27 protein-coding genes and 2 pseudogenes are annotated in these 25,639 nt (G+C 39.7%); 24 read left to right on the forward strand and 5 right to left on the reverse strand.

Annotated elements, in window-relative coordinates; translation table 11 throughout:
* Window positions 1–208: 208 nt before the first annotated feature.
* Both LIT25_02470 and LIT25_02475 read left to right on the forward strand, forming a co-directional pair.
* The gene (locus tag LIT25_02470) at window positions 209–865 is read left to right on the forward strand and encodes a 5-bromo-4-chloroindolyl phosphate hydrolysis family protein (GenBank protein USK34291.1); all 657 of its coding nucleotides are present in this window, start codon (window positions 209–211) and stop codon (window positions 863–865) included.
* On the forward strand, window positions 862–1,911 hold the full coding sequence (locus tag LIT25_02475) for a toxic anion resistance protein (protein ID USK34292.1): 1,050 nt from the start codon (window positions 862–864) through the stop codon (window positions 1,909–1,911). The genes LIT25_02470 and LIT25_02475 overlap by 4 nt, the downstream gene beginning before the upstream one ends.
* Before the next feature lie 112 nt (window positions 1,912–2,023).
* Here LIT25_02475 and LIT25_02480 read toward each other — a convergent pair whose 3' ends face one another.
* The 3 genes from LIT25_02480 to LIT25_02490 form a co-directional block, all read right to left on the reverse strand.
* A complete protein-coding gene (locus LIT25_02480; GenBank protein USK34293.1) occupies window positions 2,024–2,398 on the reverse strand; it encodes a hypothetical protein in 375 nt (124 codons plus the stop codon).
* A 122-nt stretch (window positions 2,399–2,520) separates the two neighbouring features.
* Complete coding sequence (locus LIT25_02485; protein ID USK34294.1) at window positions 2,521–4,035, reverse strand: UDP-N-acetylmuramoyl-L-alanyl-D-glutamate--2,6-diaminopimelate ligase; 1,515 nt, start codon at window positions 4,033–4,035, stop codon at window positions 2,521–2,523.
* 88 nt (window positions 4,036–4,123) lie between these two features.
* Window positions 4,124–5,086, reverse strand: a complete 963-nt coding sequence (locus LIT25_02490) for a D-2-hydroxyacid dehydrogenase (GenBank protein ID USK34295.1) — start codon at window positions 5,084–5,086, stop codon at window positions 4,124–4,126.
* A gap of 364 nt (window positions 5,087–5,450) precedes the next feature.
* Here LIT25_02490 and LIT25_02495 point away from each other — a divergent pair, with 364 nt between their 5' ends.
* From LIT25_02495 to LIT25_02560, 14 genes and pseudogenes are all read left to right on the forward strand, one after another.
* The gene (locus LIT25_02495; GenBank protein USK34296.1) at window positions 5,451–5,681 is read left to right on the forward strand and encodes an excisionase family DNA-binding protein; all 231 of its coding nucleotides are present in this window, start codon (window positions 5,451–5,453) and stop codon (window positions 5,679–5,681) included.
* Window positions 5,682–5,820: 139 nt separating this feature from the next.
* Entirely contained in the window at window positions 5,821–6,249 is a 429-nt protein-coding gene (locus LIT25_02500; GenBank protein USK34297.1) for a DUF5082 domain-containing protein, read from the forward strand.
* On the forward strand, window positions 6,250–6,510 hold the full coding sequence (locus tag LIT25_02505) for a YwqI/YxiC family protein (protein USK34298.1): 261 nt from the start codon (window positions 6,250–6,252) through the stop codon (window positions 6,508–6,510).
* A 17-nt stretch (window positions 6,511–6,527) separates the two neighbouring features.
* Complete coding sequence (locus LIT25_02510) at window positions 6,528–8,498, forward strand: pre-toxin TG domain-containing protein (protein ID USK34299.1); 1,971 nt, start codon at window positions 6,528–6,530, stop codon at window positions 8,496–8,498.
* Between the two features lie 20 nt (window positions 8,499–8,518).
* The gene (locus LIT25_02515) at window positions 8,519–9,064 is read left to right on the forward strand and encodes a SecY-interacting protein Syd (GenBank protein ID USK34300.1); all 546 of its coding nucleotides are present in this window, start codon (window positions 8,519–8,521) and stop codon (window positions 9,062–9,064) included.
* 320 nt (window positions 9,065–9,384) lie between these two features.
* Window positions 9,385–9,471 (forward strand): annotated as a pseudogene (locus LIT25_02520) (hypothetical protein).
* A 91-nt stretch (window positions 9,472–9,562) separates the two neighbouring features.
* Window positions 9,563–9,631, forward strand: a complete 69-nt coding sequence (locus LIT25_02525; protein ID USK36126.1) for an HNH endonuclease — start codon at window positions 9,563–9,565, stop codon at window positions 9,629–9,631.
* A 78-nt stretch (window positions 9,632–9,709) separates the two neighbouring features.
* Window positions 9,710–10,157: pseudogene (locus LIT25_02530) on the forward strand (SMI1/KNR4 family protein).
* A 372-nt stretch (window positions 10,158–10,529) separates the two neighbouring features.
* A complete protein-coding gene (locus LIT25_02535) occupies window positions 10,530–10,934 on the forward strand; it encodes an immunity 22 family protein (protein USK34301.1) in 405 nt (134 codons plus the stop codon).
* Between the two features lie 432 nt (window positions 10,935–11,366).
* Complete coding sequence (locus LIT25_02540; GenBank protein USK34302.1) at window positions 11,367–11,921, forward strand: SUKH-4 family immunity protein; 555 nt, start codon at window positions 11,367–11,369, stop codon at window positions 11,919–11,921.
* A 51-nt stretch (window positions 11,922–11,972) separates the two neighbouring features.
* The gene (locus tag LIT25_02545; GenBank protein ID USK34303.1) at window positions 11,973–12,521 is read left to right on the forward strand and encodes an SUKH-4 family immunity protein; all 549 of its coding nucleotides are present in this window, start codon (window positions 11,973–11,975) and stop codon (window positions 12,519–12,521) included.
* Between the two features lie 114 nt (window positions 12,522–12,635).
* A complete protein-coding gene (locus LIT25_02550; protein USK34304.1) occupies window positions 12,636–13,088 on the forward strand; it encodes an SMI1/KNR4 family protein in 453 nt (150 codons plus the stop codon).
* Window positions 13,089–13,195: 107 nt separating this feature from the next.
* A complete protein-coding gene (locus LIT25_02555) occupies window positions 13,196–13,660 on the forward strand; it encodes a DUF600 domain-containing protein (protein USK34305.1) in 465 nt (154 codons plus the stop codon).
* A gap of 169 nt (window positions 13,661–13,829) precedes the next feature.
* Complete coding sequence (locus LIT25_02560; GenBank protein USK34306.1) at window positions 13,830–14,333, forward strand: cytoplasmic protein; 504 nt, start codon at window positions 13,830–13,832, stop codon at window positions 14,331–14,333.
* A 24-nt stretch (window positions 14,334–14,357) separates the two neighbouring features.
* On the opposite strand, the gene LIT25_02565 is transcribed toward LIT25_02560, so the two are convergent.
* Window positions 14,358–15,050 carry a hypothetical protein gene (locus LIT25_02565; GenBank protein USK36127.1) on the reverse strand — a complete coding sequence of 231 codons (693 nt, stop codon included), beginning with the start codon at window positions 15,048–15,050 and terminating at the stop codon, window positions 14,358–14,360.
* Between the two features lie 260 nt (window positions 15,051–15,310).
* Between LIT25_02565 and LIT25_02570 the strand changes: the two genes are divergently transcribed.
* Genes LIT25_02570 through nadE form a run of 5 tightly spaced genes read left to right on the forward strand, consistent with a single transcriptional unit; the run spans window position 15,311 to window position 19,655 of the window.
* A complete protein-coding gene (locus LIT25_02570; GenBank protein USK34307.1) occupies window positions 15,311–16,084 on the forward strand; it encodes an NUDIX hydrolase in 774 nt (257 codons plus the stop codon).
* Between the two features lie 54 nt (window positions 16,085–16,138).
* Window positions 16,139–16,687, forward strand: a complete 549-nt coding sequence (locus tag LIT25_02575; protein USK34308.1) for a cysteine hydrolase — start codon at window positions 16,139–16,141, stop codon at window positions 16,685–16,687.
* A gap of 19 nt (window positions 16,688–16,706) precedes the next feature.
* Window positions 16,707–18,179, forward strand: a complete 1,473-nt coding sequence (locus tag LIT25_02580) for a nicotinate phosphoribosyltransferase (protein ID USK34309.1) — start codon at window positions 16,707–16,709, stop codon at window positions 18,177–18,179.
* A gap of 27 nt (window positions 18,180–18,206) precedes the next feature.
* Window positions 18,207–18,821, forward strand: coding sequence for a nicotinate (nicotinamide) nucleotide adenylyltransferase (nadD, locus tag LIT25_02585; GenBank protein USK34310.1), 615 nt, complete (start codon window positions 18,207–18,209; stop codon window positions 18,819–18,821).
* Window positions 18,822–18,833: 12 nt separating this feature from the next.
* Window positions 18,834–19,655, forward strand: a complete 822-nt coding sequence (nadE, locus tag LIT25_02590) for an ammonia-dependent NAD(+) synthetase (protein USK34311.1) — start codon at window positions 18,834–18,836, stop codon at window positions 19,653–19,655.
* Window positions 19,656–20,329: 674 nt separating this feature from the next.
* Here nadE and LIT25_02595 read toward each other — a convergent pair.
* The gene (locus LIT25_02595) at window positions 20,330–22,000 is read right to left on the reverse strand and encodes a glutamine--tRNA ligase/YqeY domain fusion protein (protein ID USK34312.1); all 1,671 of its coding nucleotides are present in this window, start codon (window positions 21,998–22,000) and stop codon (window positions 20,330–20,332) included.
* A 230-nt stretch (window positions 22,001–22,230) separates the two neighbouring features.
* On the opposite strand from LIT25_02595, the gene LIT25_02600 reads away from it, so the two are divergent.
* From LIT25_02600 to LIT25_02610, 3 genes are all read left to right on the forward strand, one after another.
* A complete protein-coding gene (locus LIT25_02600) occupies window positions 22,231–23,253 on the forward strand; it encodes a tripartite tricarboxylate transporter substrate binding protein (protein USK34313.1) in 1,023 nt (340 codons plus the stop codon).
* A 216-nt stretch (window positions 23,254–23,469) separates the two neighbouring features.
* The gene (locus LIT25_02605) at window positions 23,470–23,922 is read left to right on the forward strand and encodes a tripartite tricarboxylate transporter TctB family protein (GenBank protein USK34314.1); all 453 of its coding nucleotides are present in this window, start codon (window positions 23,470–23,472) and stop codon (window positions 23,920–23,922) included.
* Window positions 23,923–24,101: 179 nt separating this feature from the next.
* A complete protein-coding gene (locus LIT25_02610) occupies window positions 24,102–25,628 on the forward strand; it encodes a tripartite tricarboxylate transporter permease (GenBank protein USK34315.1) in 1,527 nt (508 codons plus the stop codon).
* The last annotated feature ends 11 nt before the right edge of the window (window positions 25,629–25,639 follow it).

The raw sequence follows: 25,639 nt of genomic DNA on the forward strand, positions 1-25,639 counted from the left end.
TTAAGCTCTGGATCAGAAAATAATCTGCGAACCTCTCTACGTCTCAAGTCCTACAGCACCTACTATTGCCGACCAATAGAAAAATCGGCGGCGATGCTGTATATTAATGATAAAGGACTATCTTCCATTTTTATTCCACCAGGACTGAAACCCTTCACTATATACAAACGTATTAAAATAGAGATTTTATGTAAGGAGTCGATTCATAATGAATCCGTTTATGGCATTCAGTGTCCGGATGATGGCTGCAATACCGGCTGCAGGGACAGTTGGGGCTGTTAGTTTAATCGGTTTTGATCAGCCTTTTTTAGCGGCAGCCGCGTATTCCATTGCTGGGGGAGCATCTGCCTATTCGATCGCATCTGTGAGTATGAACTCCAGATTTTTAAAGAGAAATTCTCTTACCCGCAAAGATTATAAATACATTAAAAAACAGCTGGACGAAGCGAAGCCTAAGATGGCACGCCTGCAGAAGACGCTTTTAACCATCCGTCATCTTCCTTCTTTAAAGGAGAGAATTGAGCTTGCGCGTGTGGCCCGCAGAATTTACAGCCTGACGATAAGAGAGCCGAGGCGTTTTTACAAAGCCGAGAAGTTTTTCTTTTCTCATTTGGATTCTGCTGTGCTTCTCACTGAGAAATACGTCTTTTTATCCTCTCAGCCAAAGAGGAATTGGGAGCTTGAGAAATCATTAAATGAAACGAGAAAAACATTAAACGAACTGACGCGTCTGATTGAACAGGATTTGTACTCAATGTTACAGGATGATGTTGATGAGCTTAATCTTGAAATTGATGTAGCAAAGCATTCCATTAAAACAAATAAAGATACGAAACATCTCGATGAAAGCCGGAAATTTAAATGAACGAGATCGATTTATTTCAGCAGGTTAACACGTCACGGCTTATCGATGTGCTATCTGAAGAAGAAAAAATCAGGGCACACAAGCTGGCCGAACAAATTAATCCGAAAAACCATGCTCTATTGGTATCATACGGACTGCCGGCGCAATCCAAGCTGCTCGCTTTCTCAAATGTGATGCTTGAACAGGTACAGCGAAAGGATATCGGGCAGGTTGGTGAAATTCTGGACGAATTCATGAAAAACCTGAATGAGGTTCATCCTGAGGATTTACAGCAGAAAGAAACCTCTTTTTTAGCGCGTCTGTTTGGAAAACGAAAGAAATCCATTCAAGAGGTTCTCTCCCGATTTCATAAAACAGGGGCACAGATCGACAGAATCAGTGTAAAGCTTGAGCGCAGCAAAAATATGCTTTTATCAGATAATGTGATGCTTGACAGGCTCTATGAAAATAACAAAGACTATTTTCACTCATTGAATGTGTACATTGCAGCAGGAGAAATGAAACTCGAAGAACTCCGCGATAAAACAATTCCTGCCTTGAAAAAAGCGAGTCTTGGTTCGAATGATCCAATGAAGCAGCAGGAAGTCGAGGATCTTCTTCAATTTGCTGATCAACTGGATCAGAGACTGTATGACTTAAAAATCAGCAGGGAAATTACGATACAAAGTGCACCTCAAATCCGCATGATTCAAAAGTCAAACCACAAAATGGCCGAAAAAATTCATTCCTCTTTAATGACCGTTATTCCACTTTGGAAAAACCAAGTGACTATTGCTTTGGCATTAATTCGTCAGAGTCATACAGCAGCTGCAGGAAGGAATCTTTCAGCATCTGCAAATGACCTTTATCAAAAACAGTCCGATGTTATAACAGGATCTGAAAGAGGACGATTTGAGATAGAGACACTAAAAGAGATACAAGGAAATTTACAGGCCTCCATTCAAGAAACGCTGGAAATCCATTTTGATGGGAAGCGAAAGCGTGAGGATGCTGGAGCAGAACTATCTGTAAGAGAAGTAGAGCTTAAGCGGAAACTGAATGCTTGAGAAAACAGAACGATTTCTATAAGTCGTTCTGTTTTTGCATCTAAGATTACATTCTAGACCACAATGAAGAATCTAAGGATAAACAAAAAAAGCAGCAAAAGGCTGCTTTCCATTAAAAACCGTCTTCAGCTGTAAACGGAATATTGAGTCTGTTTTCGACTACACGAAGGCGCTGGTTTAAGCGGTTCAAGCGTCTTGTATGGCGTTCAACAACTTGGTTAAGTCGATTCACTTCCTGATTTGTTTGGTTAAGATCTCTTCTAAGATTTCTGATTTCCTGGTTTTGACGGTTCAGTTCTCTTGATTGCTGCTCGTTTTGTCTTTCTAAAGCATTGATTCTTCTTTCCAGTGACTGAAATTGAGGCGGCTGGCGATCTGGATCAAATTGATTCTGTACTTGCTGCGGCTGATAAGGGTTGTATTGATAATTCATATAATAATCGGTTTGCTGAGGGACATAGCCTTGATAAAACTGATATGGGTTCATATGGACTGCACTCCTTTGTGTAATGATACTTAAATAGCCTATGTAGTGAAGCTCGGAGTGACAGGGCAGATGCCCATAGACAGCCTAAAATAATTCGGGAGGCAGCAAAAGGCCATGAGCTTTTATGCCTCAAGTTCATGGCAGTCATGATAATAAGATTGATAATGGGATTCGATGATTTCCTCGTCTGAATGAGGAACTTCTTTTCCTTTTACAATTTGCGCTCCATTTATGCAGCCGCTTGTAAGGAGGATGATGTCATCAGGTTCACCTGCTGTAAGCGAGGCGATGACTCCTTCTTTACGGGTAAGCGCTGCTCTGATATTTGGCGCTTTCGGTTCCGAAAATCCTTTCATCACTTGATCAATGATGATTTGCGGCTCATGATATCCGGGGTGGTCAACTGTTACAATCACTTCGTCTGCCTGGCCTTCAATGGCGGCTGCCATCTTAGGCATTTTATTAAAGTCACGAATGCCAATACCTGCAATCATGACAATCAGACGGTTGTAATCCATTTTCTTTACTTCTTCCACCAGACGGGTAAGTGCAACAGGCGTGTGTGCATAATCCAGGATGATTTTCTTGTTGTCTGGTCCGGTTATAACCTGGAAGCGGCCTTCTGGACTCTCAAGCATCGGCAGAACGCGAAGGATATCTTTCATTTGGCAGTTAAACAGCAGGGCAGCACCTATGGCAGCAAGGGCATTTGCAATATTATAAGTTCCGAAAATAGGAGCAGTTGCATGATGGATCTTCCCGTTATAAAAAAGATCAAACGTAGTTCCGATATCTGAGAATTGAATATTGTCAGCGCATAGATCAGCTCCGCTCATCGGAGACAAGCTATAGGTGATTTTTTTGCCGCTGTATGTCCGGGAAAGCTCAAGGCCCATTTCGATGTCATCGAGATTAATGACGGCCGTTTTAGCCTGATCAAATAGAGCCAGTTTGCATTTTTTATAGTGATCAATCGTTTTATGATATTCAAGGTGTTCTTCAGAAAAATTCGTCAGAATGGCTGCATCAAATTGAATGCCGTGCACCCTTTTTTGGTCTGTTGCGATTGAGGAAACTTCCATAACGGCTGATTTGTCCCCAAGCTCCGCCAAATCATGAAAGATTTGATGCAGATCAGTGGATTCAGGTGTTGTCGGCGTGCTCTTTTTATACGAAAGCTTATGAGTTGAAGCCCATATTCCCGTTGTGCCGATTGAACCTGCTGGAAGATCTAATAAAGTCAGAAGAGAGCGCACATAGGCTGCAACAGTCGTCTTTCCATTAGTGCCGGTCACTCCGATGGTTTTCAATTTTTCATCGGCATGATCATGAAACATCTTTGCTAAAAGAGCCATTGTTTCTCTGACGTCTTCAGCAAGAATGAAAGTATGATCAGGGTACTCGCGGCTAAGCTGCTCAAGCTTTTCAAAGCTCGTTCCGATAACGGCAGCAGCTCCGTGCGCAATGGCCTCATCAATATACTGATGTCCGTCTTGCTCCTCGCCTTTAATGCTGAAAAAAAGGGCACCGGGTTTGACTTGTTTTGAATGAAAAGCAAGGCTTGTTATGTTTTGAGAGGCTTGTCCGAAAATATACTGCAGAGTAACGTTTTCTAGTTGATCAAATTGTATAATCATTCGTGTTCCTCATTTATGATTCTGGATTTGTATTAGTCTTTTTATTTTCCAATACAAGCGCTCTTCCTATACTAAAAATTTATAACAATCAGTATCCTTTTTGATAATCGACTAAATTGATGGAAGGAGTTTCTCCCTTTAGATACTTCTGCAGATTAGGAATCAGAATGGTTTCTGCCAGGCGCTTGTTATAGAATTCTGTTGAACCGGATGTATGCGGGGTGATGATCACATTTTCAAACTCCCACAAGAGACTCTTTTCTCCAAGCGGCTCATTTTCAAACACATCAAGACCTGCTCCTGCAATTTCTTTTTCCTGAAGGGCTTTTATGAGATCTTCCTCCGCCACAGTCTCGCCCCTGCCGATATTAATAAAGAAGGCCGAGGACTTCATTTTTTTAAACTGCTCATATTTGAAAAGCTGATGAGTATCTTTTGTAAGCGGAAGCGTCACGACGACATAATCACACTCAGAAAGGACTTCATCAAGCTGCTCACTTGTATACATTTCATCCACAAACTCTGCAGGCTTACCCGAATGGCGTACACCGATTACGTTCATGCCAAACGCTTTAGCGATCTTTGCTGTTTCCTGACCAATCGCTCCGACCCCAATAATCCCAATCGTTTTTTCGTGAATCTCAAGCTTCATATTGGCATGATGCCATTTCCGTTCGGCCTGGTTTCTAACATACGTATGTATTTTTCGCGTCAGCCCGAGCATGAGGGCAAAAATCGTCTCTGAAATAGGAAAAGCGTGCACGCCGTTTGCACTGGTTAAGAGAATCTCTTTCTTTTCAAGAGCTTGAAGCGGCATACTATTGACCCCGGCACTCCAGGACTGCACCCATTTAAGCTTTGAGTCTGCTGCAAGGCAATCTTCTTCCATCCCTTTTTTCCAGCCTGCAATCACTTCAGCGTCCTTAAGATGAGCCTGCCAAATGGATTTGTCTCTTCCTGCAATGATCTCCCAATCAGGGATACTAGTTGTAATTTCATTTAAGTGTTTTTGTTCCAGGTCTTGTGTGATGATGAGTTTTCTTTTAGTCATGAATAAACCTCCTAGTTATCTGTATAAAGGTAATATTATCAGAAAATTCGATTTAGCTATGCATGGGAAGTTTTAAGTTGACTAATTCATATTTCTTTCTATGAAGGCAATCAGCTCTTTCATGTAACATGCCCAAATGGCTATTCCTTTCTCTACTTGTCATCGCATCTCAATGCTGATGTAGCTGTTGTGTGCGGTACGGAGAATAATCAATCAGAGTCTTGGCCTGATTTTCATTTTTCTGTGGATCACGAGAGCGGAGCGCTGAACCGAATTTGCCGTGCCAAATGAATACGCCTTTCCTTTGTTTCGCAATCCAACTATAATTATGGGTATTAATTATGCAGGAAAGCGAGAATAAAACATGTATCTTACGATTAAAGAAACAGCCGAGCATTTATCCATGCCGGAAGCGTATATTGAAAATCTGATCTTGCAGAAACAAATCAGAGCGGTTCATGACGGAGAGCAGTATTTGATCAACAAAGAACAGTTTACAACACACTTGGAACAGATGGAAAAATACAAAGAACAGCTTGAAGAGTGGCTGAGCAAGCCAATTCCTGAAGACATAGACATCAAGGATGAAGATTAAAGAAGTGCACACGCTGCACTTCTTTTTTGTAAGAAAAACATGATTGCTGCCAAATTAAAGCCAATGGTCCTATTCAACGGTACTACTATCTACCTTATACTATAAAATATGGAAATTAATTCGATCAGAGGTGATCAAAATGAGTTTTTCGGAAATGCTGAATCAAATTCATGGTGCGATATCCTATCAATCATCTGAACTGAACGACCAGATTAATAGACTTCAGCGAGCAAAGCAGCAGATTGAACGCGAACAGACCGAATGCATGAACGAGATGCGCAAAATCCTTGATCCCGAGCTTGATCATTTATGGAAAGGGTCAAGAGCGGATGACTTTCGCGAAGATCGCAATGAGGCTTATAAAGTGATGCGGAATATTGCAGATGAAGATTACGCTGCTTATAAGCAGCGCATTCAGTGGAAAATTAACGCCCTTGAAGTCGATAGAACGGTCTTAAATGCCGTCAGCGGACTTGCACATGAAGCAGATAAACTGCTGGCGGTTGGCGAGGATGCATTTGAAGAACTTGGAAACAGACTAGATGATTTAAAAAGGCGGTTGTTTTAAATGACCCAAATTAAACTGAATCATGCCGAAATGATGAAGCAGCTGGATGAAATCAAACGGGCATTGGATGCCTTGGTTTTGGAAGGACCAGACGATGTCGGCCAAAACAAGCTTGATTTTACGCAAAAATGGCAGGAGCGGGAGGAAATGATTCATCAATTTGTCTCGCAGTACGCAACGATTGTTCAAAAAAATGTGGAAGATACGCGTGCAAATGTGGATTCATTGAAAGAACAAGATGAAGCGATTGTCCACAGATAAAAAAGGACAAAAGGGAGGTGGCAGAGATTAAAGTTTATGAAGCAAAAACGTTAGTGTCGGCAATGGAAAAGAGAGCCAAGCAATACGAAGAGCTGAAGGAACAGCTGAATCAGCTGAAAAAACAGTTTTTAGATATCGTAAATTCTGGTGATGAATTCCAGGGAAAAGGCGCAGAAGCGATAAAAGGCTTTTATTCTGCCCAAGTCGATGTAGCGGAAGCCTGGATGAGGCTGATCGATAAAAACATTGCTTTTTTCAGGGGAATCCCCGGCAGCACGGATGATGCGAAGCTCTCAGGCGATACCTTTGTCCAAATGTCCTTTTTAGAAGAAAATGTGCCGCGTGCTCAAAATCGTGCGAAAGAAATGGTCCAAGGCCAGCAGGATGCCATGCAGTCCATCTTCCGCAGTATTGATGATCTTGTCCCGCTGCATGTTTTTTCAACGGACACATTCGAAGACCACATGGCAAAAGCTGAAAAAGAACGTACCCAAACGATAGACGCAGTTAATCAGCTCGATCAGGCGCTGACAGAAGAATACGCCATCTCAGAAAACGATCAAAGCTACCTGGTCGGCCTGTTCGGACAGCTGCTCGAATCCTCAAGAAAGGGCAGCACCATCACACCGATCAACTTCGATGCAAAAGCCTATCAAAACAGCGAAATCTACAAAATGAAAAAGGACATCGAAAACAGCTCCAAAGAATATCTCGCCTTCAAGAACGATCAAGCAGAAGCAAGAAAACAAGCTGAAATTGCAGAAGAACTCGAAAACCGCCCATGGTACAAAAAAGCCTGGGACACCACAAAAACCTTCACTGGCGAAGTATCGGGCTACTATGATTACAAACGGGCAACAGAAGGCGTAGACCCCGTAACCGGCGAAAAACTTTCAGATGCCCAGCGTATCGCAGCAGGAGCTATGGCAGCTGCCGGCTTCATCCCGGTTGTTGGCTGGGCAGGACGTGCTGTAAAAGGCGGGAGCGCGATTTACAAAACGGTTAAAGCGTATAATGCAGCGGATCATGCGCTTGATGCTTATAAAACTTCTAAATCGTTTAGTGCTTTGCAGAAGACGGAGATGGGGATTTATGGGCTGGTTTCAGCTAATGGGCTGGGTGAGGCCTTGACCGGCAAAGATATGTTCGGCAATCAGCTGACAGACCAGCAAAGACAGCAGAGTCTGATGCAGGCCCTTGGTATTTTGGGAGTTGGCGGAGCGGCTTATGGATTGGATAAATTGGCTGCGAAGAATGGCGGATTGTTGCCATATAGTAATCGGTTTGTTAATCAGAAGATTGAACATGCGAATGCTATTTTAAATGATATTGGAAGAAGGATAGGTAATTTTCCTATTCCGATTGACATAAAGAGTAGAGCTGTATCGACTGGTACTGGGTTTAATATGAATAGTTTTGGTGTGGAGTATAAGTCTTTAAGTGATATAATTTCAATGGCTAAGAGTCATGTAGATTTTAAGGGTACGGTTAATGTAAATCATCCAGTTAGAGTATATCGTGAAGTCGAAGACGATGTATTAAACAGAGAGTATGAAATAATTACTAGAAAAGGGACGTATATTACTAAAATAGCAGCTGATGAGAAACTTATTATAGAGATGCCTTATATAGGTAAAGGGGGAAAAAGTACAAATTCAGAAGGATGGTTAAGAGATAATAAATTTTACTTTAAAGAACTATACAAATTACACCCTGAATATTTTAGTGATGCAAACATAAAAAATCTGAATAATGGTTGGGCAATTGTGAATGATGCGGTGTTTAGAAGGAATTTCCCTCAGTATGATATTGTAGGGTTAAAAGGAAAACCTTTAGTACATCATCATATTGGTGGTGGTGGGCAAGCAATCGCCATTCCACAACCTTTGCATCCAGGTAGTGGAGGGATCCATAATATCGAGAAACAGTTAGGTATATGGGGTAAAGATCAGGAAAATGCTGATCGTCTTCAAGTTTTTATTAAGTAATAATTAAGGAGGGATAGGAAGTGGAAGTTAAGAAAGCGTTAGAACAATATTTTAAGGAACTTATTAACGTATGGGATGAAAAATACGGTACTTATCCCAAAGCGCCGTGGGATGAAGAAATTGATTCTTTACTGTATTTGAGTAATCCAGATGACGAAGAATATGTATACTGGAAGCCTATTGAAAAATCTGATTTAGATAATTTTACAGAAATTGAAAAAAAACTTGATATTACGATTCACCCTGAAATTAAAGAGTACTTTAATTCATACTGGTTTTTAAACTTACAAGGTTTTTACGGCTCTAGATTAGTAAATCTGGAACCAGTTGAACCAGGAAAACATATATTAGGATTTTTTGAAGCATTAAAAAGATACGAAGAAAACAATGGTGGAGAATTTAGATTTATACAGATAGGTTTTGTTTCTCCAGAAGATATGGCAATTACTATTGACAACGAAACAGGACAAATTTTTATAGAGGATTTTGAAACAGAAGAAAATGAACTACTTGCTAATTCACTTGCTGAATTAATCAGTAATTTAAAAGTTGAAGAGGAAGTATAAGGGATATTACTTTCAAAAATAATTTATTTGGAAATAGTACATTGTAAGGAAATCTTTAATTGCCTTGAACGGTTAAATGCCTTTCAAGGTTTTTTACTTTTTTCTTTAAATAATAATGTTAATTAGAATACCTTTAAACAATATCACCCTTACATGAAGAGACACTCTCAATAAAGATCAGCACTGCCTAGTATAAAAATGCCACCAAAAAACGATCATCACTGCCTGTTCGGCCTGTCGGACAGCTGCTAGAATCCACTGACAGGGCAGCACCATCACATCGATCAACTTCGATGCAAAAGCCTATTAAAACAGCGAAATCTACAAAATATCTCGCCTTCAAGAACGATCAAGCAGAAGCAAGAAAACAAGCAAAAATTGCCGAGGAGCTCGAAAACCGCCCATGGTAAGAAAAAGCCTGGGACACCACCATTGGATTATAAAGAAGCAAACCTAAAGGCGGGACTAAGTTTAGACACTGATCCGCCTGTACCAAGTATGAATAAACCTCCAATAGGTTATATATGGCACCACCATGAAGATGGAAAGACTATGATGCTTGTCTAAAAAGATATACATGCTCAATTCACCCATACTGGTGGAGTTTCAAAAGTAAACGGAAAATAAAAAAAGGAGGAATACTAATTGGTGAAAATTGAAAATAACAATAAATCACTCTCGATTAAAGAAATAACTGATTTTGAAAGCAGAATGAGTGTCCAACTACCTGAAAAATATAAAGGATTTCTGCTTAAGTGGAATGGTGGCTCACCAGAACCCAGCTGGTTTAATATATCTCCTGAACAAGGTACAAGCGTTTTAAATGTTTAATGGTATTGGGGACATGTATGATAATTTAGAAAAAGTCATTGATATTTATGAGTTCAGACTACCTGATGGATTTATTCCTATAGGAGATGATCCAGCAGGTAACATAATTTGCTTAGGAACAAATTCACCTAACAATGAAAAAATTTATTTTTGGGATCATGAACAAGAATCTGAGAATCCAAACGATATGAGTAACATGTATTATTTAGCAAGTGATATTGAAGAATTTTTAGATAGTTTATATGATGATGCTGAACAATGAAATCTTTTTAGAATGATTTTTATGGAGAAGATTATTAGAAAATTTTCAAGTAACAGAGTTATATAATAGAATAAATATCTTGAATTCATTGCTGAAAATGATTATGCAAATTTTTTTAAGTGAATTCTAAGATGTAGTTAAAATCTTGATTGCTATTGCTTTCAAGGTTTTTTACTTTTATTCTCAAAGTTAAGTTTGTTAAGAAGCAAGGGTTTTAATAATGGCAGGATAATATGCCATCAGAATACGATTACTGCTACCGAGTTGGCATGTTAGGGACAGCTCCTAGAATTCTAAAGACAGGGGTAGCACCATTAAACCCATCAACTTCGATGAAAAAGTATTTATGGCTTTGAATAGGGAGGGTTTTAAGTGGAGAATCCGGGTGTATTGTCATTGTGGTTAGGTAATTTCTCTACAGAAGATGAACTTAAACAATATGTCGAAATAAAGTTTAATAAACTAGGTGACAGAATCTCATCTAAATTCATGCAAGATTTCAAAATAGATTTTGTAGATTACAATCAAGATTTGTTAGAGAGTACATTTATAAACCATACTACAAAATCATTAAAGGTACTCCTAAAAGGCTCATCTTTTGAAGACAAAATATCACCTCAATTTATAGATCATTATGGTGAAACCATAGAGGGAAACTTTAATAGTGTAATAAGGCTTTATGATTTTGAGTACAATGAGGTTGTGGATGAGGTCAAATCAGCGAATAAAAATATTGTCTTTATGGGTGCAGTAACTTATGAAGAATGGGATGAATAGTAATTAATTTTTATATACGTGGAATTTATTTTATATCCACGTTTTTTGCTTACAAAGGTTTTTTAGCAGGAGGGAGAGGCTATCTAGCTGTTGATTTAAAAATTGCAGTAATGATAGTGCTACACTTTGGTTTACAAATGAACAGCCAAATTATGGTGTTGATTTTTGGGATGTTGCAGATGAATGTTTGGTAACAGGATTTGAGGAATAGTTTTTAATTTTTATAGGATAAAGGGTGTCGAACTGTTATTTGAAACTTACAAAATGCATGAATTTAAAGCACTTGATTGTCTATTCCAGGCAACAAGTGCTTTATTGCGCTTTAACATGAAATTTTTAAAGAACATTCATATTTGAATTCATAACTCATGAAGGTTGTACCATTTCTAATAACAACAAAGATCAAAAAGTGATAATGGAGGAGGTTTATAAATGATTTCACCCCAAGAATTTTTAGAGCGTTGGAACAAAGATATATATGGACTAGTTAGTTTTGAAGAAGAGGGGCTAAATGAAATTGGAATTACTACTTGTGCTAAAGAATTTTTGTTAATTGCTGGATTACCAGAGTCTGCTGCACCTTTCTTAACTTTTGAAGGTTCAGACCAGGGTGGTGGAAGTCCATTGAGTAATAAATATGAAATAAGCAGAGACAAGGTTAGTGAATATATTTATATTGGATTTACTGGAGAAAATGATCCCATATGTATTTCTAAAAATAATGGAAATGTTATTTGTTTTGATTATCAGAATGATGTTATGGGAATTTTTATAAATTCAACTATCAATCAATTTGCAGAATCTCTTTTAACATATGTTGAATTTATAAGTAAAATAAAATCAGTCAACGGAAGAAAAGCTTTTTTAGAAAAAAACGCACCTAGTAAATCAATTTTGTGGTTAGAAAAAGAACTAAAAAGAATAGATAAAAACTCTTTAAATGAAAGCAGTTTTTGGAAGACAGAGATTGAAAGTTATGCAAATTAGACTCTGAAAAATAAGAAACATTTATAAAAGATAATTAAGGAGTTGGATAAATTGATATCACCTGAAAATTTCTTGAAGAATTGGAACACTGCAAAAGATGGAGAATTAATAGTTTTTAATGAAAATGATTTAAATATTAATTCGATTTCTGGACAAACAAGAGATTTCTTGGTGAATGCTGGTTTACCTGAAACACCCCCACCCTCTCTTGAATTTACTTCATCAAATGGATTTTTGCACAGTCTTATAGAGAAATTTAATATGCCATCCGATTTTAATGATTATTGGTATTTAGGTACTACAGGCTCTGGGGATCCAGTTTGTTTAAAGGTTAATGATAATATCGTTTATTTAAATAACGGTGATAATTATAATGAAATATTTATAAACTCTTCAATTAATCAATTTGCTGAATCAATTTTACTTTTCAATAACATGATTGATAAAGCAATAGAGGTAAATGGAGAAGATGCTTTTCTTGAAAATGATATACCTGATGAATTAATTACAAGGTTAAAAGAAGACTTAAAAAGAATTGACAAGAAATCCATAGATTCAAATTCATTTTGGAGAACGGAAATTGAAAATTTACAGGAGTAGTTTAAATAATGAGAAACCTTAAAGATATCAATAAATATGGATATGATAAGTAGTAGGATGGGACGGTTGTGGCTTCAAAGACGGTACCTAGAAGGGAAGAGTAGATATGTCACAATGGAAAGATGTGTTAAAAGAAATAGAAAAATTGTAGAGAAATATGGAAGTTCATTTAGAAATCCAGTATCAGATACAGAAATTATTAAAATGAAACAACATATTAAGCAGAAATTTGGAAACATTGCATTACCTGAGTCATATATCGAATTTTTAAAAATAGTAAATGGTTTAGACTTTAATGGATTAGTCATCTACGGTGTTGATAAAGTTCTAACTGATAAGGAAGAAGATGAAGAGATTCAGGGATTTATAGAGACAAACGAGCTTTGGTATGAGAATGATTGGAAAAAACAATATATATTTTTTGGAGATTCTGATACAGCTTGGTATTGTTACGACTTAAAAGAGAGTATGTATGAAGAACTTGATAAACCCTCAGGAACTTTAATTCAGTCATTTGATAATTTTGATTCCATGTTGAGTGATGCACTTGAAACAACTCTTTTATAATGAAATGGTATTTTACCATGCACTTAATGCTTTTAAAACCTCTAAATCGTTTAGTACTTTGATGATATCCTTTAAAAAGTTGTATTAAATAATTAGGAGTGGTTTTTATGGAAAAAGTGTTTGAAGACTATTTTTCAGAACTACAGACAGATATGGTAGCTATATGTTTAGAATACGTTGATGATAAAGCCGATGATATTTATATATATTGTTCATATGAGCCTGAAATGTATTCTTTTGATGTTTTTTATAGAATAAACAATAGATTTGTCTTAAAACATGAGGTTAATAATGCCGTTAAAATAATTACTAGAAAGCCAGAACATGTTTATGATACTGCTGACAATAGACAATTTGGAGTTCTTGATATTGGAAATGAAGACTTACAGAAGATACATCAAAAATGTAAGGAATTTGGTCGAGAGATGCCAACTGAAATGAAGATGCACTATAGTGTAACAAATAACAAGTTAGAAGTTAAATATCGATATGATTTAGTTTATTCTAATGATGATATTCTTTTACCAGATGATATATTTGAAAAATGGTATAAAGAAATTAGTGGGAAGTAATAGTAGATGAGTGGATTGTAATTGGTTTTGAGTAATTCTGATGGTTGATCCGTATTGTGTTGCGGAGGGAGTCATTTGAAAGACTCGGAATATGAAGAATTAACAAAAAGCAGTAGTTAATACATTTCAAGTTACGTTAAGTCAAAAAAGAGGCTGGGTGATTTAGTTAATGTACTATGGTGAAAATAGCCATTTAGTAGAAGAAGTAATAAAAGTAGCCTCTACTCTCAAATTAGCTTTCAGTGAAAAAATTCCAATACGAAATTTCACTATTACTCATGATTACGAGGAAGCCCAAGAATTGGCTTGGTCACAGGATTCTGAAATTGTAGACACCGTATGGGAGAGTGTAAAAGCATTTGAAAGTGGTGAAATCCTTGGGATACTGTACGAAGAGAATGTAACCCACATTGAAAAGTCATTGCGAGAATTGTTTCATTCTTCAAAAGGTTACCCAGATAATTTTGTTTTAGATTATATAGATATTTTTGAGGAGATTTCTGAAGATTTGCTTCAGTGTGCATTGAATCGGCTTATTTATGGGGAAATTGACAATTTTTTTGAAAGAGTCTTTCAGGTTTATAAGCAGGGAGGCTGGCCGTGCGGCTGGGATGGAAAGTATCCAGATGGACGAATGTTCATCTATATACCAAAAGAAAAAGAGTGCTCCTAAAATGACTGGAGCACTTGCTCATTTTTATCCATTATTTAATACAAACCGCCTGCCCCCATTAACATTCACTAAGCGAAAAAGTTGTGGTTTACACACAAATTGTTTGAGTAGTTCAAATGCTTGCTCATTCGTTGTTTCATCATCAATGACTATCCCTCTAAATTCTGCAGAATGAATAAGGGTATGGAAATCATGCTTGAACTCATGATCACCAACATAAGCATGAGCCAGTTTCCCATTCCAATCAATGTTGAACGTTTGATTTTCTGTCTTTGTAAATTTAATCGTGTGAAATGCCGCTGCGTCATGACCCAGTAAGTAAATACCAAAAGAGGTCGTATCTTGATCTAAGTTTTCTTGTTCATCCGGTGTTAAAAAATCAATGCGATATTCTTTCCCATCTAGGCTTTCAAGGTCAAAAGGTTTTAAATCAGTTCCTGCTAAAAAGCCAGTGTCACCCCATTGTGTTGAAGACAATGTACAGCTATGGTAGTTATTCCAGACGATTTTTGCGTGCCATTCGTCTTTTGCTTCCTCTTCATCTTCTTCATTATCCACATTCAAATCTTCCTCGTCGTAATCTGCCGTCTCAAGATGAAAATCAAAATATAATCCTGGTTTTGCTAAATTGCCAATTTCAAAATGCGCACTCCATTCAAAGCTTGCAATTCGGTGACCATTCGGCCAGGGGTTTTCTGCAAAATAAATTCGGTCCATTGGATTCACTCTCCGTTTTGAAATCATTAACTGGTTCTTATAAAATTCTGCCTTGTAAAGATTTGATTACTGTAAAGTTTATCAGAAAGCAATGCATGGTCAATTGGAAATACATTTAATGACAAAACAAGTTAATAACGTTATCGATTTTTTTGGAAATTCCCCGACATAATTCATTGACAGCTTCTAAAAAATAAGGTATAAATAAATTAACAATTAACAACTTGTTAATTAAAAACAAATTAAGGAGCCAGTTATTCATGTCAAACGATGAAGCTCTTAAGAAATACGATATAAAAAAATATCGGACTCCTGATGGGTACACGTCAGATATTTGTGTATTTACGATTGTGTCTGAAAGTGATGGAGAGTATAAGCCGCCATTGATGGATTTGAAGCTTATGCTGATCCAGCGTGCAGCGCTTGATGCAGAGGGGAATCCAAACATTGAGGCAAGCAAGTGGGCGCTTCCGGGCGGATTTGTTCAAGATGATGAATCAGCGTTTGAAGCGGCAAAGCGGGAATTAGAAGAGGAAACGAGTGTTTCCGGGGTTCATATGAAGCACTTTGGTGTGTATGATAAGCCGGGACGCGATCCGCGCGGCTGGATTATCTCGAACGCGCATTATGCGATTGTTCCAGAGCATTCGCTGTCCCTGAGAAAAGCTCAAGATGATGCTGCAGAGGTAGACCTTTTTTCAATCAACGATGTTCTGAATCTGGATCTCGCTTTTGATCACAGAGAAATCATTGAAGATGCCATTAAAATGATTACGAATGATCTTTTGCAGACGACAGTAGCTAAGAATTTTCTTCCTGAATTCTTTACTTATTCGGAGCTGCAGGCAGTGCTGAAGACGGTGACGGATGAACCTGCCATTGCAAGTGACCAGTCTTTTTCAAGGAAAATTAAGACACTGCCATTTATCAAGGAGGCAGAAGGAAAGACATCGCGCACGTCAAAAAAACCGACGCAGCTTTATACGTTTGTTGAGATGGATGTTGTCAAACCGATCTATACGGCACGTTATTAGATTTGATAATTAACAATTCATTAAGTGTTAAATACTAAAGGGGAGTGGACATTTATGAAAAGAGCGTTAATTAACATAGACTATACAGTGGATTTTGTAGCAGATGACGGGGCACTTACTTGCGGGAAGCCGGGGCAGGCAATTGAGGATGATATTGTAAAGCTGACTAAGGCTTTTATTGATGCAGGAGATTATGTGGTTTTTGCGATTGATAGGCATGATGAGAACGATAAGTTTCATCCTGAAAGTGCTTTGTTCCCGCCTCATAACATTGAAGGTACAGATGGGCGCAGACTTTTTGGGAAGCTTGAAGACGTTTATGAGCAGAATAAAGAGAAAAATCATGTACAATGGATGGATAAAACAAGATACAGTGCGTTTGCGGGGACAGATCTGGAATTGAAGCTCCGCGCACGGGGCATTACAGAAATTCATCTGGTTGGGGTTTGTACGGATATTTGTGTACTGCATACGGCAGTTGACGGTTTTAATAAAGGCTTCAAAATGGCTGTTCATGAAAAAGCAGTGGCAAGCTTCAATCCTGAGGGTCACACATGGGCGCTATCTCATTTTAAAAACAGCTTAAATGCACGGGTTGAATAGACAGATGGAGGTTCCTTTGATGAAATACACAGACGACAGTTTAATGCTTCACACGGATCTTTACCAAATTAACATGGCAGAAACGTACTGGGAAGACAACATGCACAACCGGAAAGCAGTATTTGAAGTCTTTTTCAGAAAGCTGCCGTTCAGCAATGGATATGGGGTTTTTGCCGGTCTTGAACGCATTGTCGAGTATTTGCAGAGTTTTTCATTTACAGAAAGTGACATTGAGTACTTAAGAGATGAATTGGGATACAAAGAAGATTATCTGGAGTATTTAAAAGAGGTTCGTTTTACTGGAACCGTCCGTTCAATGGTTGAAGGAGAGCTGGTTTTTGCCAATGAACCGATACTGCGGATTGAAGCGCCGCTTGCAGAGGCGCAGATGATTGAAACGGCTTTGCTTAACATTGTGAACTATCAAACATTGATTGCGACAAAAGCTTCACGCATCAAGCACGTTGTAGGCGAGCAAAGTGCGATGGAATTCGGAACACGCAGAGCGCATGAAATGGATGCGGCAGTGTGGGGCACCAGAGCTGCTTACATTGGCGGTTTTGATGCGACTTCTAATGTGCGCGCAGGTAAAATGTTCGGCATTCCTGTTGCGGGCACACACGCTCATGCATTGGTTCAGGCTTATCGTGATGAATACACTGCGTTCCATAAATACGCGCGCCGTCATAAAGACTGTGTTTTCCTGGTCGATACGTATGATACGCTAAAATCAGGGGTTCCTATTGCGATTAAAGTGGCCAAAGAGCTTGGCGATAAAATTAACTTCAAAGGGATTCGCCTCGATAGCGGAGATCTTGCATATTTATCGAAGAAAGCAAGAAAAATGCTGGATGAAGCAGGATTTACAGAGACGCAGATTATTGCTTCGAACGATCTGGATGAAAATACGATCATTAACCTGAAATCACAGGGTGCACAAATCGATTCATGGGGTATCGGCACGAAGCTGATTACCGCTTATGATCAGGCCGCTCTTGGTGCTGTATATAAATTAGTATCCATTGAAAATGAAAACGGGGAAATGAAGGATACGATTAAAATCAGCGGAAATCCTGAAAAAGTGACAACGCCGGGGATTAAAAGGGTGTACCGGATCATCAATTCCCTCAATAAAAAATCAGAGGGCGATTATATTGCGCTTGAGGATGAAAATCCACAAGCCGAGGAGCGCTTAAAAATGTTCCATCCTGTTCATACGTTCGTCAGCAAATTTGTGACGAATTTTGAAGCGAAGGAACTGCACCGTGATATTTTTGTAGATGGAAAATTGGTTTATAAACTTCCTGAGCTCCAGGAGATTCAAGACTATGCCGCTCAAAATATGGATGTTCTATGGGATGAGTATAAACGGACCATGCATCCTGAGGAGTATCCGGTCGATTTTAGCGAGCGCTGCTGGGAGAACAAGATGCGAAATATCGAAGAAGTTCAATCTAAGGTTAAGAATATGATTGAACAGGGAAAGAAGTAAGTAGAGGACGATGGGAGAGAAGAGCAAGTGGGGAAGATAGGGATTTACGGTTCGTCGTTTGATCCGATCACAAATGTACATTTATGGACGGCAAGCACCGTTGCACATCGATGCAGACTTGATAAAATTATTTTTCTGCCATGTTCAAACAAACGGAAAGATAAAGTGATGAAAACATCTGATCTGCACCGCTGGAATATGCTTGAGCTTGCACTTCAGGGGAATGACAAGTTTTTGGCTGATGATTATGAAATTAAGCAGGAAGCCTGGAATGTATATACGTATTACACGTTGGAGCACTTTAAAAAGAAATACCCGAATAATGAAATATACTTTATTATGGGTGCCGATCTGCTTGTTGATATTGCAGACGGCAAGTGGAAATATGATCAGGAACTGATTTCAAGCAATAAATTTATTGTGATGGCAAGAGAGGGCATTGATATGCTCCGTACGATTTCCCGTTCCCCGATTTTGCGGAATCATGATGACGGCTCAACTTTTCATTTGATTGATAAGGGGCTTGCGATGGAGATCAGCTCTACATACATCCGAGGTGAGTTTTCAAAAGGCGGGGAACCGCGCTACCTGCTGCCTGATGCTTGTTATGATTACATTAAAAAACATTCTTTATATCAGTAGGAGGAATTTTTGATGAGCTTGCAAGAGAAGATCATGAGTGATTTAAATGTTAAACCCGAAATTGATCCGAAGGCTGAAATAAGAGAACGCATTGATTTTTTGAAAGACTATCTGAAAAAAACGGGTGCGAAAGGATTTGTTCTTGGAATAAGCGGCGGGCAGGATTCTACTTTGGCAGGGCGTCTTGCCCAGCTGGCTGTTGAAGAGCTAAGAAGTGAAGGCAAAAGCGATGCGAAGTTCATTGCCGTCCGCCTTCCGCACGGCGTTCAGCACGATGAAAATGATGCACAGCTTGCTCTCAAATTTATTAAGCCTGAACAATTGATCACGTTTGATATTAAGCCGACTGTTGATGCCTTTGAAAAGCAATATGCAGATGCCGTTCAGGATGAGCTGAGCGATTTTAATAAAGGAAATGTGAAAGCAAGAACACGCATGATTACTCAATATGCGATCGGAGGTCAGGCTGGATTGCTTGTCATCGGTACAGATCACGCTGCAGAAGCGGTCACAGGGTTCTTTACGAAGTATGGTGACGGCGGAGCAGATCTTCTTCCGTTAGCCGGTCTTACTAAGCGCCAGGGCAGAAGCTTGCTTAAAGAGCTTGGAGCAGAAGAAAGATTATACTTGAAGGTTCCAACGGCTGACCTGCTTGACGATAAGCCGCAGCAGGCTGATGAGACGGAGCTCGGCATTACCTATGATGAGCTTGATGACTACTTAGAAGGGAAATCCGTTTCAGAGGAAGTCGCCTCTAAGGTGGAAAAGCGCTACTTAATGACTGAGCATAAACGCCAATTGCCTGCAAGCAAATTTGATGGCTGGTGGAAATAATAAAGGAAAGCAGCTGCATTTGCGGCTGCCTTGACTGGTACCATTTTGGAATTCGGCTGAAAAAAATGGAGAATCGGCTGTAAGTTTCTCGAATTCGGCTGTAAAATACGAAAAAACGGCTGAATGTTTGTGGAATTTGGCTGATAAAAGAGTTACGGTGTTTATTTTTTCATACTATGACTCACTGCCTTCAAAATAAACAGTTTTTCCTGTGAACTCAGCATTCTCCAGCTGCCTGCTCTGATTCTCATGATTCATCGTCCTCCTTTCTGCTTAGTATTTATTTAGTTCATCCTTCATTTTTTTTCGTTAGTACGATTATACCGCGAAAAATCATGATTAAAACCATTCAAATCTCTGCAATGTTCGGGTTGGACTTTGTCTGGAATTGTAAAAAGAGACCTTCAGACGACGTGATTCATCTCGATAGGACAAGCTTTTTACTCTTGTCCTATCGAATGCTGAAGAACATTTCATCAAAAAAAGACCTAAATTTCTTGGAAATTTAGGTCTTTTTTATGTTTAGGTTTTAAGAAAGTATAAAATTTTGCGCATCGATATCTAGCTCCATCGCCCAACTCCTCGGCCAGAACGGATCCGCCTGGCAAAAAGCGCCTTTTCTGGCGGATCCTTATCTGTCTGTAGGAGCTAAACGTGCGCTTGCGCTTTTCTTTTTATAATTTAAACGAGCTTTTTAAAGAGACAATCCGATTGTAAACAGCTTTTTCTGGTGTTGTATTCTTCGGATCCACGTTGAAATACCCGTGTCTGAAGAATTGGAATTTGTCCTGACCCAATACATCCTTCATGTTTGGTTCTACAAAGCCTTGAACGACTTCCAGCGATTGATCGTTCACGTAATCGAGGAATGTTTTTTCATCTGCTTCCTCTTCGCTTTTTTCCGCTTCCAGGTCTGCGTCAAGAATTAACGGCTGATACAAACGGAACTCTGCAGGCACGGCATTCTCAGCATCCACCCAATGGATTGTGCCTTTTACTTTACGGCCTGTAAAGCCTGATCCGCTCTTAGTTTCAGGGTCGTATGTGCAATGCAGTTCAACGACATTTCCATTTTCATCTTTGATGACATCTTCACATTTGATGAAGTAGGCATGCTTCAGACGAACCTCGTTGCCAGGGAAAAGGCGGAAATACTTTTTCGGAGGATCTTCCATGAAATCGTCCTGTTCGATGTAGATTTCTCTTCCGAACGGAATTTGTCGTGAGCCCATTTCAGGAACCTCTGGATTAATCTCTGCATCAAGCATTTCAGACTCGCCTTCAGGGTAGTTTGTTATCACCACTTTAAGCGGCTTAAGAACACCCATTGTCCGAGGCGCTTTCAGCTTAAGATCTTCTCTTGCGAAGTGCTCGAGCATGGCTTCGTCAACAGCACCATATCCTTTAGAAACGCCTGTTTCCCGTACAAAATTACGGATGGCATCAGATGTGTATCCTTTTCTTCTGAGTCCTGAAACCGTTGGCATGCGCGGGTCATCCCAGCCGTCTACAAAGCCTTCATCAACAAGCTGCTTCAGCTTGCGTTTACTCATGACTGTGTTCGTGATATTTAAGCGGCCAAATTCAATTTGCTGAGGCTTGCTTTCCATTTCACATTCCTCGACAACCCAATTGTAAAGGGGACGATGATCCTCAAATTCTGTTGTACAAATGGAATGTGTCACGCCTTCAATCGCATCTTCAATCGGGTGTGCGAAATCATACATCGGATAAATGCACCAAGTATCTCCTGTATTATGGTGAGTCGCATGTGATACACGGTAAATAACAGGATCACGAAGATTCAGGTTTGGTGACGTCATATCAATTTTAGCACGCAAAACCTTGCTGCCTGTTTCAAATTCGCCTTTGCGCATTTTATCGAACAGCTCAAGATTTTCTTCAGAAGGGCGATTGCGGTACGGGCTTTCTTTTCCAGGCTGAGTCAATGTGCCGCGGTATTCGCGGATTTCATCGGCTGTCAGGTCATCTACATATGCTTTGCCTTTTTTGATTAAAAGAACAGCGCGGTTGTACATTTCCTCAAAGTAATTTGATGCAAAGTGAAGCTCGTCCCACTCATAGCCAAGCCATTTCACATCTTCTTTAATGGAATCTACGTACTCCTGATCCTCTTTTAAAGGGTTCGTGTCATCAAATCGCAAATTGGTTCTGCCGCCAAAGTCATCGGCAAGTTCAAAGTTGATTAAGATCGATTTTGCATGGCCGATATGAAGGTAGCCATTCGGCTCAGGCGGGAAACGGGTGATGACCGTTGAATGCTTTCCGCTCTCCAGATCCTCTTTTATGATGCTTTTGATAAAGTTTGACGAGTTATTTTCCAATATCTATCGTCCTTTCTTCTATGTAAACTTCATTATATCCATAAATCATCTGTTCATTTTACAATTATATGTTTCCCGCGGCATTTATTCAAATGAATTCAGCTGTTATTTCGCCCGTGAACAAAAAGGACAAAAAGGAGCTAAAGGTTTTTATGCTCTTTACGTGTATAAACTATATTTTTTCAGAATCCTCTGTAAAATTAAGAAAACGCTTACAAAGGGGGATTTATATGTTCGGATTAAAAAAAGTATCCATGATTATGTGTACAGGGGCTCTTGCTTTAAGCTTAGGTGCTTGCAGCAGCGGAGAGAAAGCTGCTTCGGGCAGTACAGGTACAGGCTATCCATCAAAGGCTTTAACGGTTGTCGCTCCATCAGGTGCCGGTGGAGGCTGGGATTTAACGGCGAGGTCGTTCGTGAAGGTGTTAAGTGAAACCAAGCTTGTAGACCAGCCGCTCACCGTAGAAAACAAACCAGGCGGAGGCGGAGCGGTATTCATGGCTGAATATGCCACACAGGATGTGCAAAATAATGAGCGGTTATTTGTCAATTCGCCGCCTGTTATTATCAATAACCTGAAAAAAGAAGGAAACAGTCCATACGGATATAAAAATACAACCCCTCTTGCTCAATTGACGAAGGATTATGGGGCAATTGTTGTTAAAGAAGATTCAAAATACAAGGATCTGCAATCCTTATTGGAGGATGTGAAAAAAGATCCGGGTAAGCTTACGTTTGCCGGCGGATCAGCTCCAGGTTCTATGGATCATCTGATTTCAATTCTTCCAGCTTATGCAGATGGAGTGGATCCGACAAAGTTAAAATATGTTTCCTATGATGGGGGCGGAGAGGCGATTACAGCTCTTCTAGGGAACAATGCTGATGTAATAGGAACTGATGTATCAAGCGTCAAGGAGTTCTTAAAGGCAGGCAAGGTAAGAGTGCTGGCTACAACTGCATCCGAACGACTTCAAGGCGACCTTAAGGATCTTCCAACTGCGAAAGAGCAAGGAATTGACGCAGAATTCACCATTTGGCGGGGAGTTTTTGGTCCAGAGAAAATGTCTGATGAAGCTTATAAATATTGGGAGAAAACAATTAAAAATTTAGTAGAGTCTGAAGAATGGAAAAAGGAAGTCGAAACACAGGGATGGGAAATGGAATATAAGAATGGCGAGGACTTTAAAACATTTTTAGGAGAGCAGGAAAAACAAGTGCAAACCCTGCTTAAGGCTGTTGGAATGGCGAAATAATTGTGAAGCTGAAGAAGGAGGCAGTCTCCTTCTTTGCTTCAAGTTTTTAAGAAAGCATAAAATTTACCGTTTCTGGTCTAGCTTCACCGCCCAACTCCTCGGCCAGAACAAATTCCCCAAGGAAAGTAAAAAATCGGACTTTTCGGGTGAATTCTTATCTGTCATGCCTGAGCTAAACGGGCGGTTCCGCTTTTCCTATTAGAAAGGATGATTCAGATGTCAATCAAGTTTGACAGGGCAGCAGCCATTTTGTTTTTAGCGGTGGGAGCCCTCTTTATGTATGGCAGTATGCAGATAGCGGAATCTTCATATGGAAGTGTTGTCGGACCTAATATTTTTCCGTTCTTTCTCGCTGCCATCCTTTTTCTGCTTAGCCTTCGTTTGTTTTATGAAACCTTTCATTATGAGAAAAAATACGGAAAAAAAGAACCTTTGCAGATGAAAGCATTCATCATTATTTTTCTTGCAATACTGCTTTATATAGCAGCACTTGAAACAATCGGATATGTCATCACGACATTTGTTTTTCTATTTATATGCTTTCAAACAATGGAGCGCGGAAAATGGGTGAAATCGATTGTGATATCTGCTTGTTTTTCTGCCGGGATCTATTACTTATTTGTTGTTGTTCTAAAAGGAACCCTGCCGAGCTTTCCGGTATGGTTTTAAGTAAATGAGATACGAAAGCAGAAATTTAATCACATTGATGTTTAGAACGAGCGCCTGACTCCTCGGTCAGAACGGATCCGCCAAAAAAGTCAAACCCGGACTTTTTCGGCGGATCCTTATCTGCCTGCCGGAGCTGAACAAGGCGCTTGCGCTTTTCTTATTAAGGGAGGAAATGCATAATGGGAACAATTGATTATCTGCTGCAGGGCTTTCAGTCAGCCTTCATTTGGTATAATATCCTTTTTGCTTTTGCAGGCGTCCTGATTGGAACGGCAGTCGGCGTCCTGCCAGGAATCGGACCGATGAGCGGTGTAGCTCTTTTAATACCGGTCACAGCTTCAATGACTGGGGGGCTGCCGCCGGAACAAGCGGCAACAAGCGCCATTATCCTGCTTGCAGGGGTTTATTACGGAGCCATGTACGGAGGTTCTACAACATCCATTCTATTAAATACACCTGGAGAATCATCCTCTGTTGTTACCACACTTGACGGCTATCAAATGGCGAAGAATGGCAGGGCGGGAAGTGCTCTTTCCATCGCTGCAATCGGATCCTTTTTTGCCGGCATCGTAACGCTGATCGCACTTATTTTATTAGCAAAGCCTCTATCCAGCATAGCAATTAAGTTTGGCCCGGCGGAATACTTTTCACTGATGCTGCTTGGTATTGCAGCAGTCAGCGGTCTGGCAGGAAAATCGGTGACAAAAGCACTTATCATGACGATTTCAGGCTTATTGCTTGCAACGATTGGAGTGGACAATGTTTCAGGTGTTGCAAGATTTACGTTCGATTTTCCGTGGCTTTATCAGGGAATCGAATTTTTAACAATAGCGGTTGGCCTGTTTGCATTAGGAGAGGTCTTCAAGACAATCCTTGAAAAAGAAGAGGAAGACGCGGAAATTGCTAAAATCAATAATATCTTACCCTCAAAAGAAGAATTGAAGGAATCCGCAGGTCCGATCACAAGAGGTTCATTATTAGGATTCTTCATTGGAATACTGCCGGGAGCCGGCGCCACATTGGCCTCATTTTTCTCGTATATGATGGAAAAGAAAATCAGCAAGGACCCATCTAAGTTCGGTAAAGGTGCAATTGCAGGTGTTGCTGCACCGGAATCTGCCAATAACGCGGCATCAGGCGGTGCGATGATTCCATTATTGACGCTTGGCATTCCGGGATCAGGGACAACTGCGATCCTGATGGGTGCCCTGATGATGTATAACATTCAGCCGGGTCCGCTGCTGTTTGAAGATCATCCTCAAGTTGCGTGGGGATTAATTGCAAGTATGTTCATCGGAAACATTATGCTTCTCGCTTTAAATATGCCGCTTGTTAAGGTGTTTGCGAAAATTATTCAAACGCCGAAAAAGTATTTGATTCCTATTATTATCGCGATTTCGATTTTTGGTGTATATGCGGTGCAGGTATCAGTGTATGATTTACTCCTTCTCCTTGCATGCGGCGTTCTCGGCTACTTTTTATCCAAGAATGATTACCCGATTGCTCCACTGGTATTAGGCTTGGTATTAGGCCCGATGATTGAAAACAATATGAGAAGAGCGCTTACCATTTCAAATGGTGACTACAGCATTTTCTTCACGCGTCCCATTTCCGTATCATTCTTAATTCTTACGGCACTTTGGCTCCTGATTCCGGTTTTAATGAAAAAACGGGGAAAGGATGTAGTTATTAACGTAGAGGGCTAAAAAACTCCTTT

The organism is Bacillus sp. F19 (assembly GCA_023823795.1).
Classification (GTDB): domain Bacteria; phylum Bacillota; class Bacilli; order Bacillales; family Bacillaceae; genus Bacillus_P.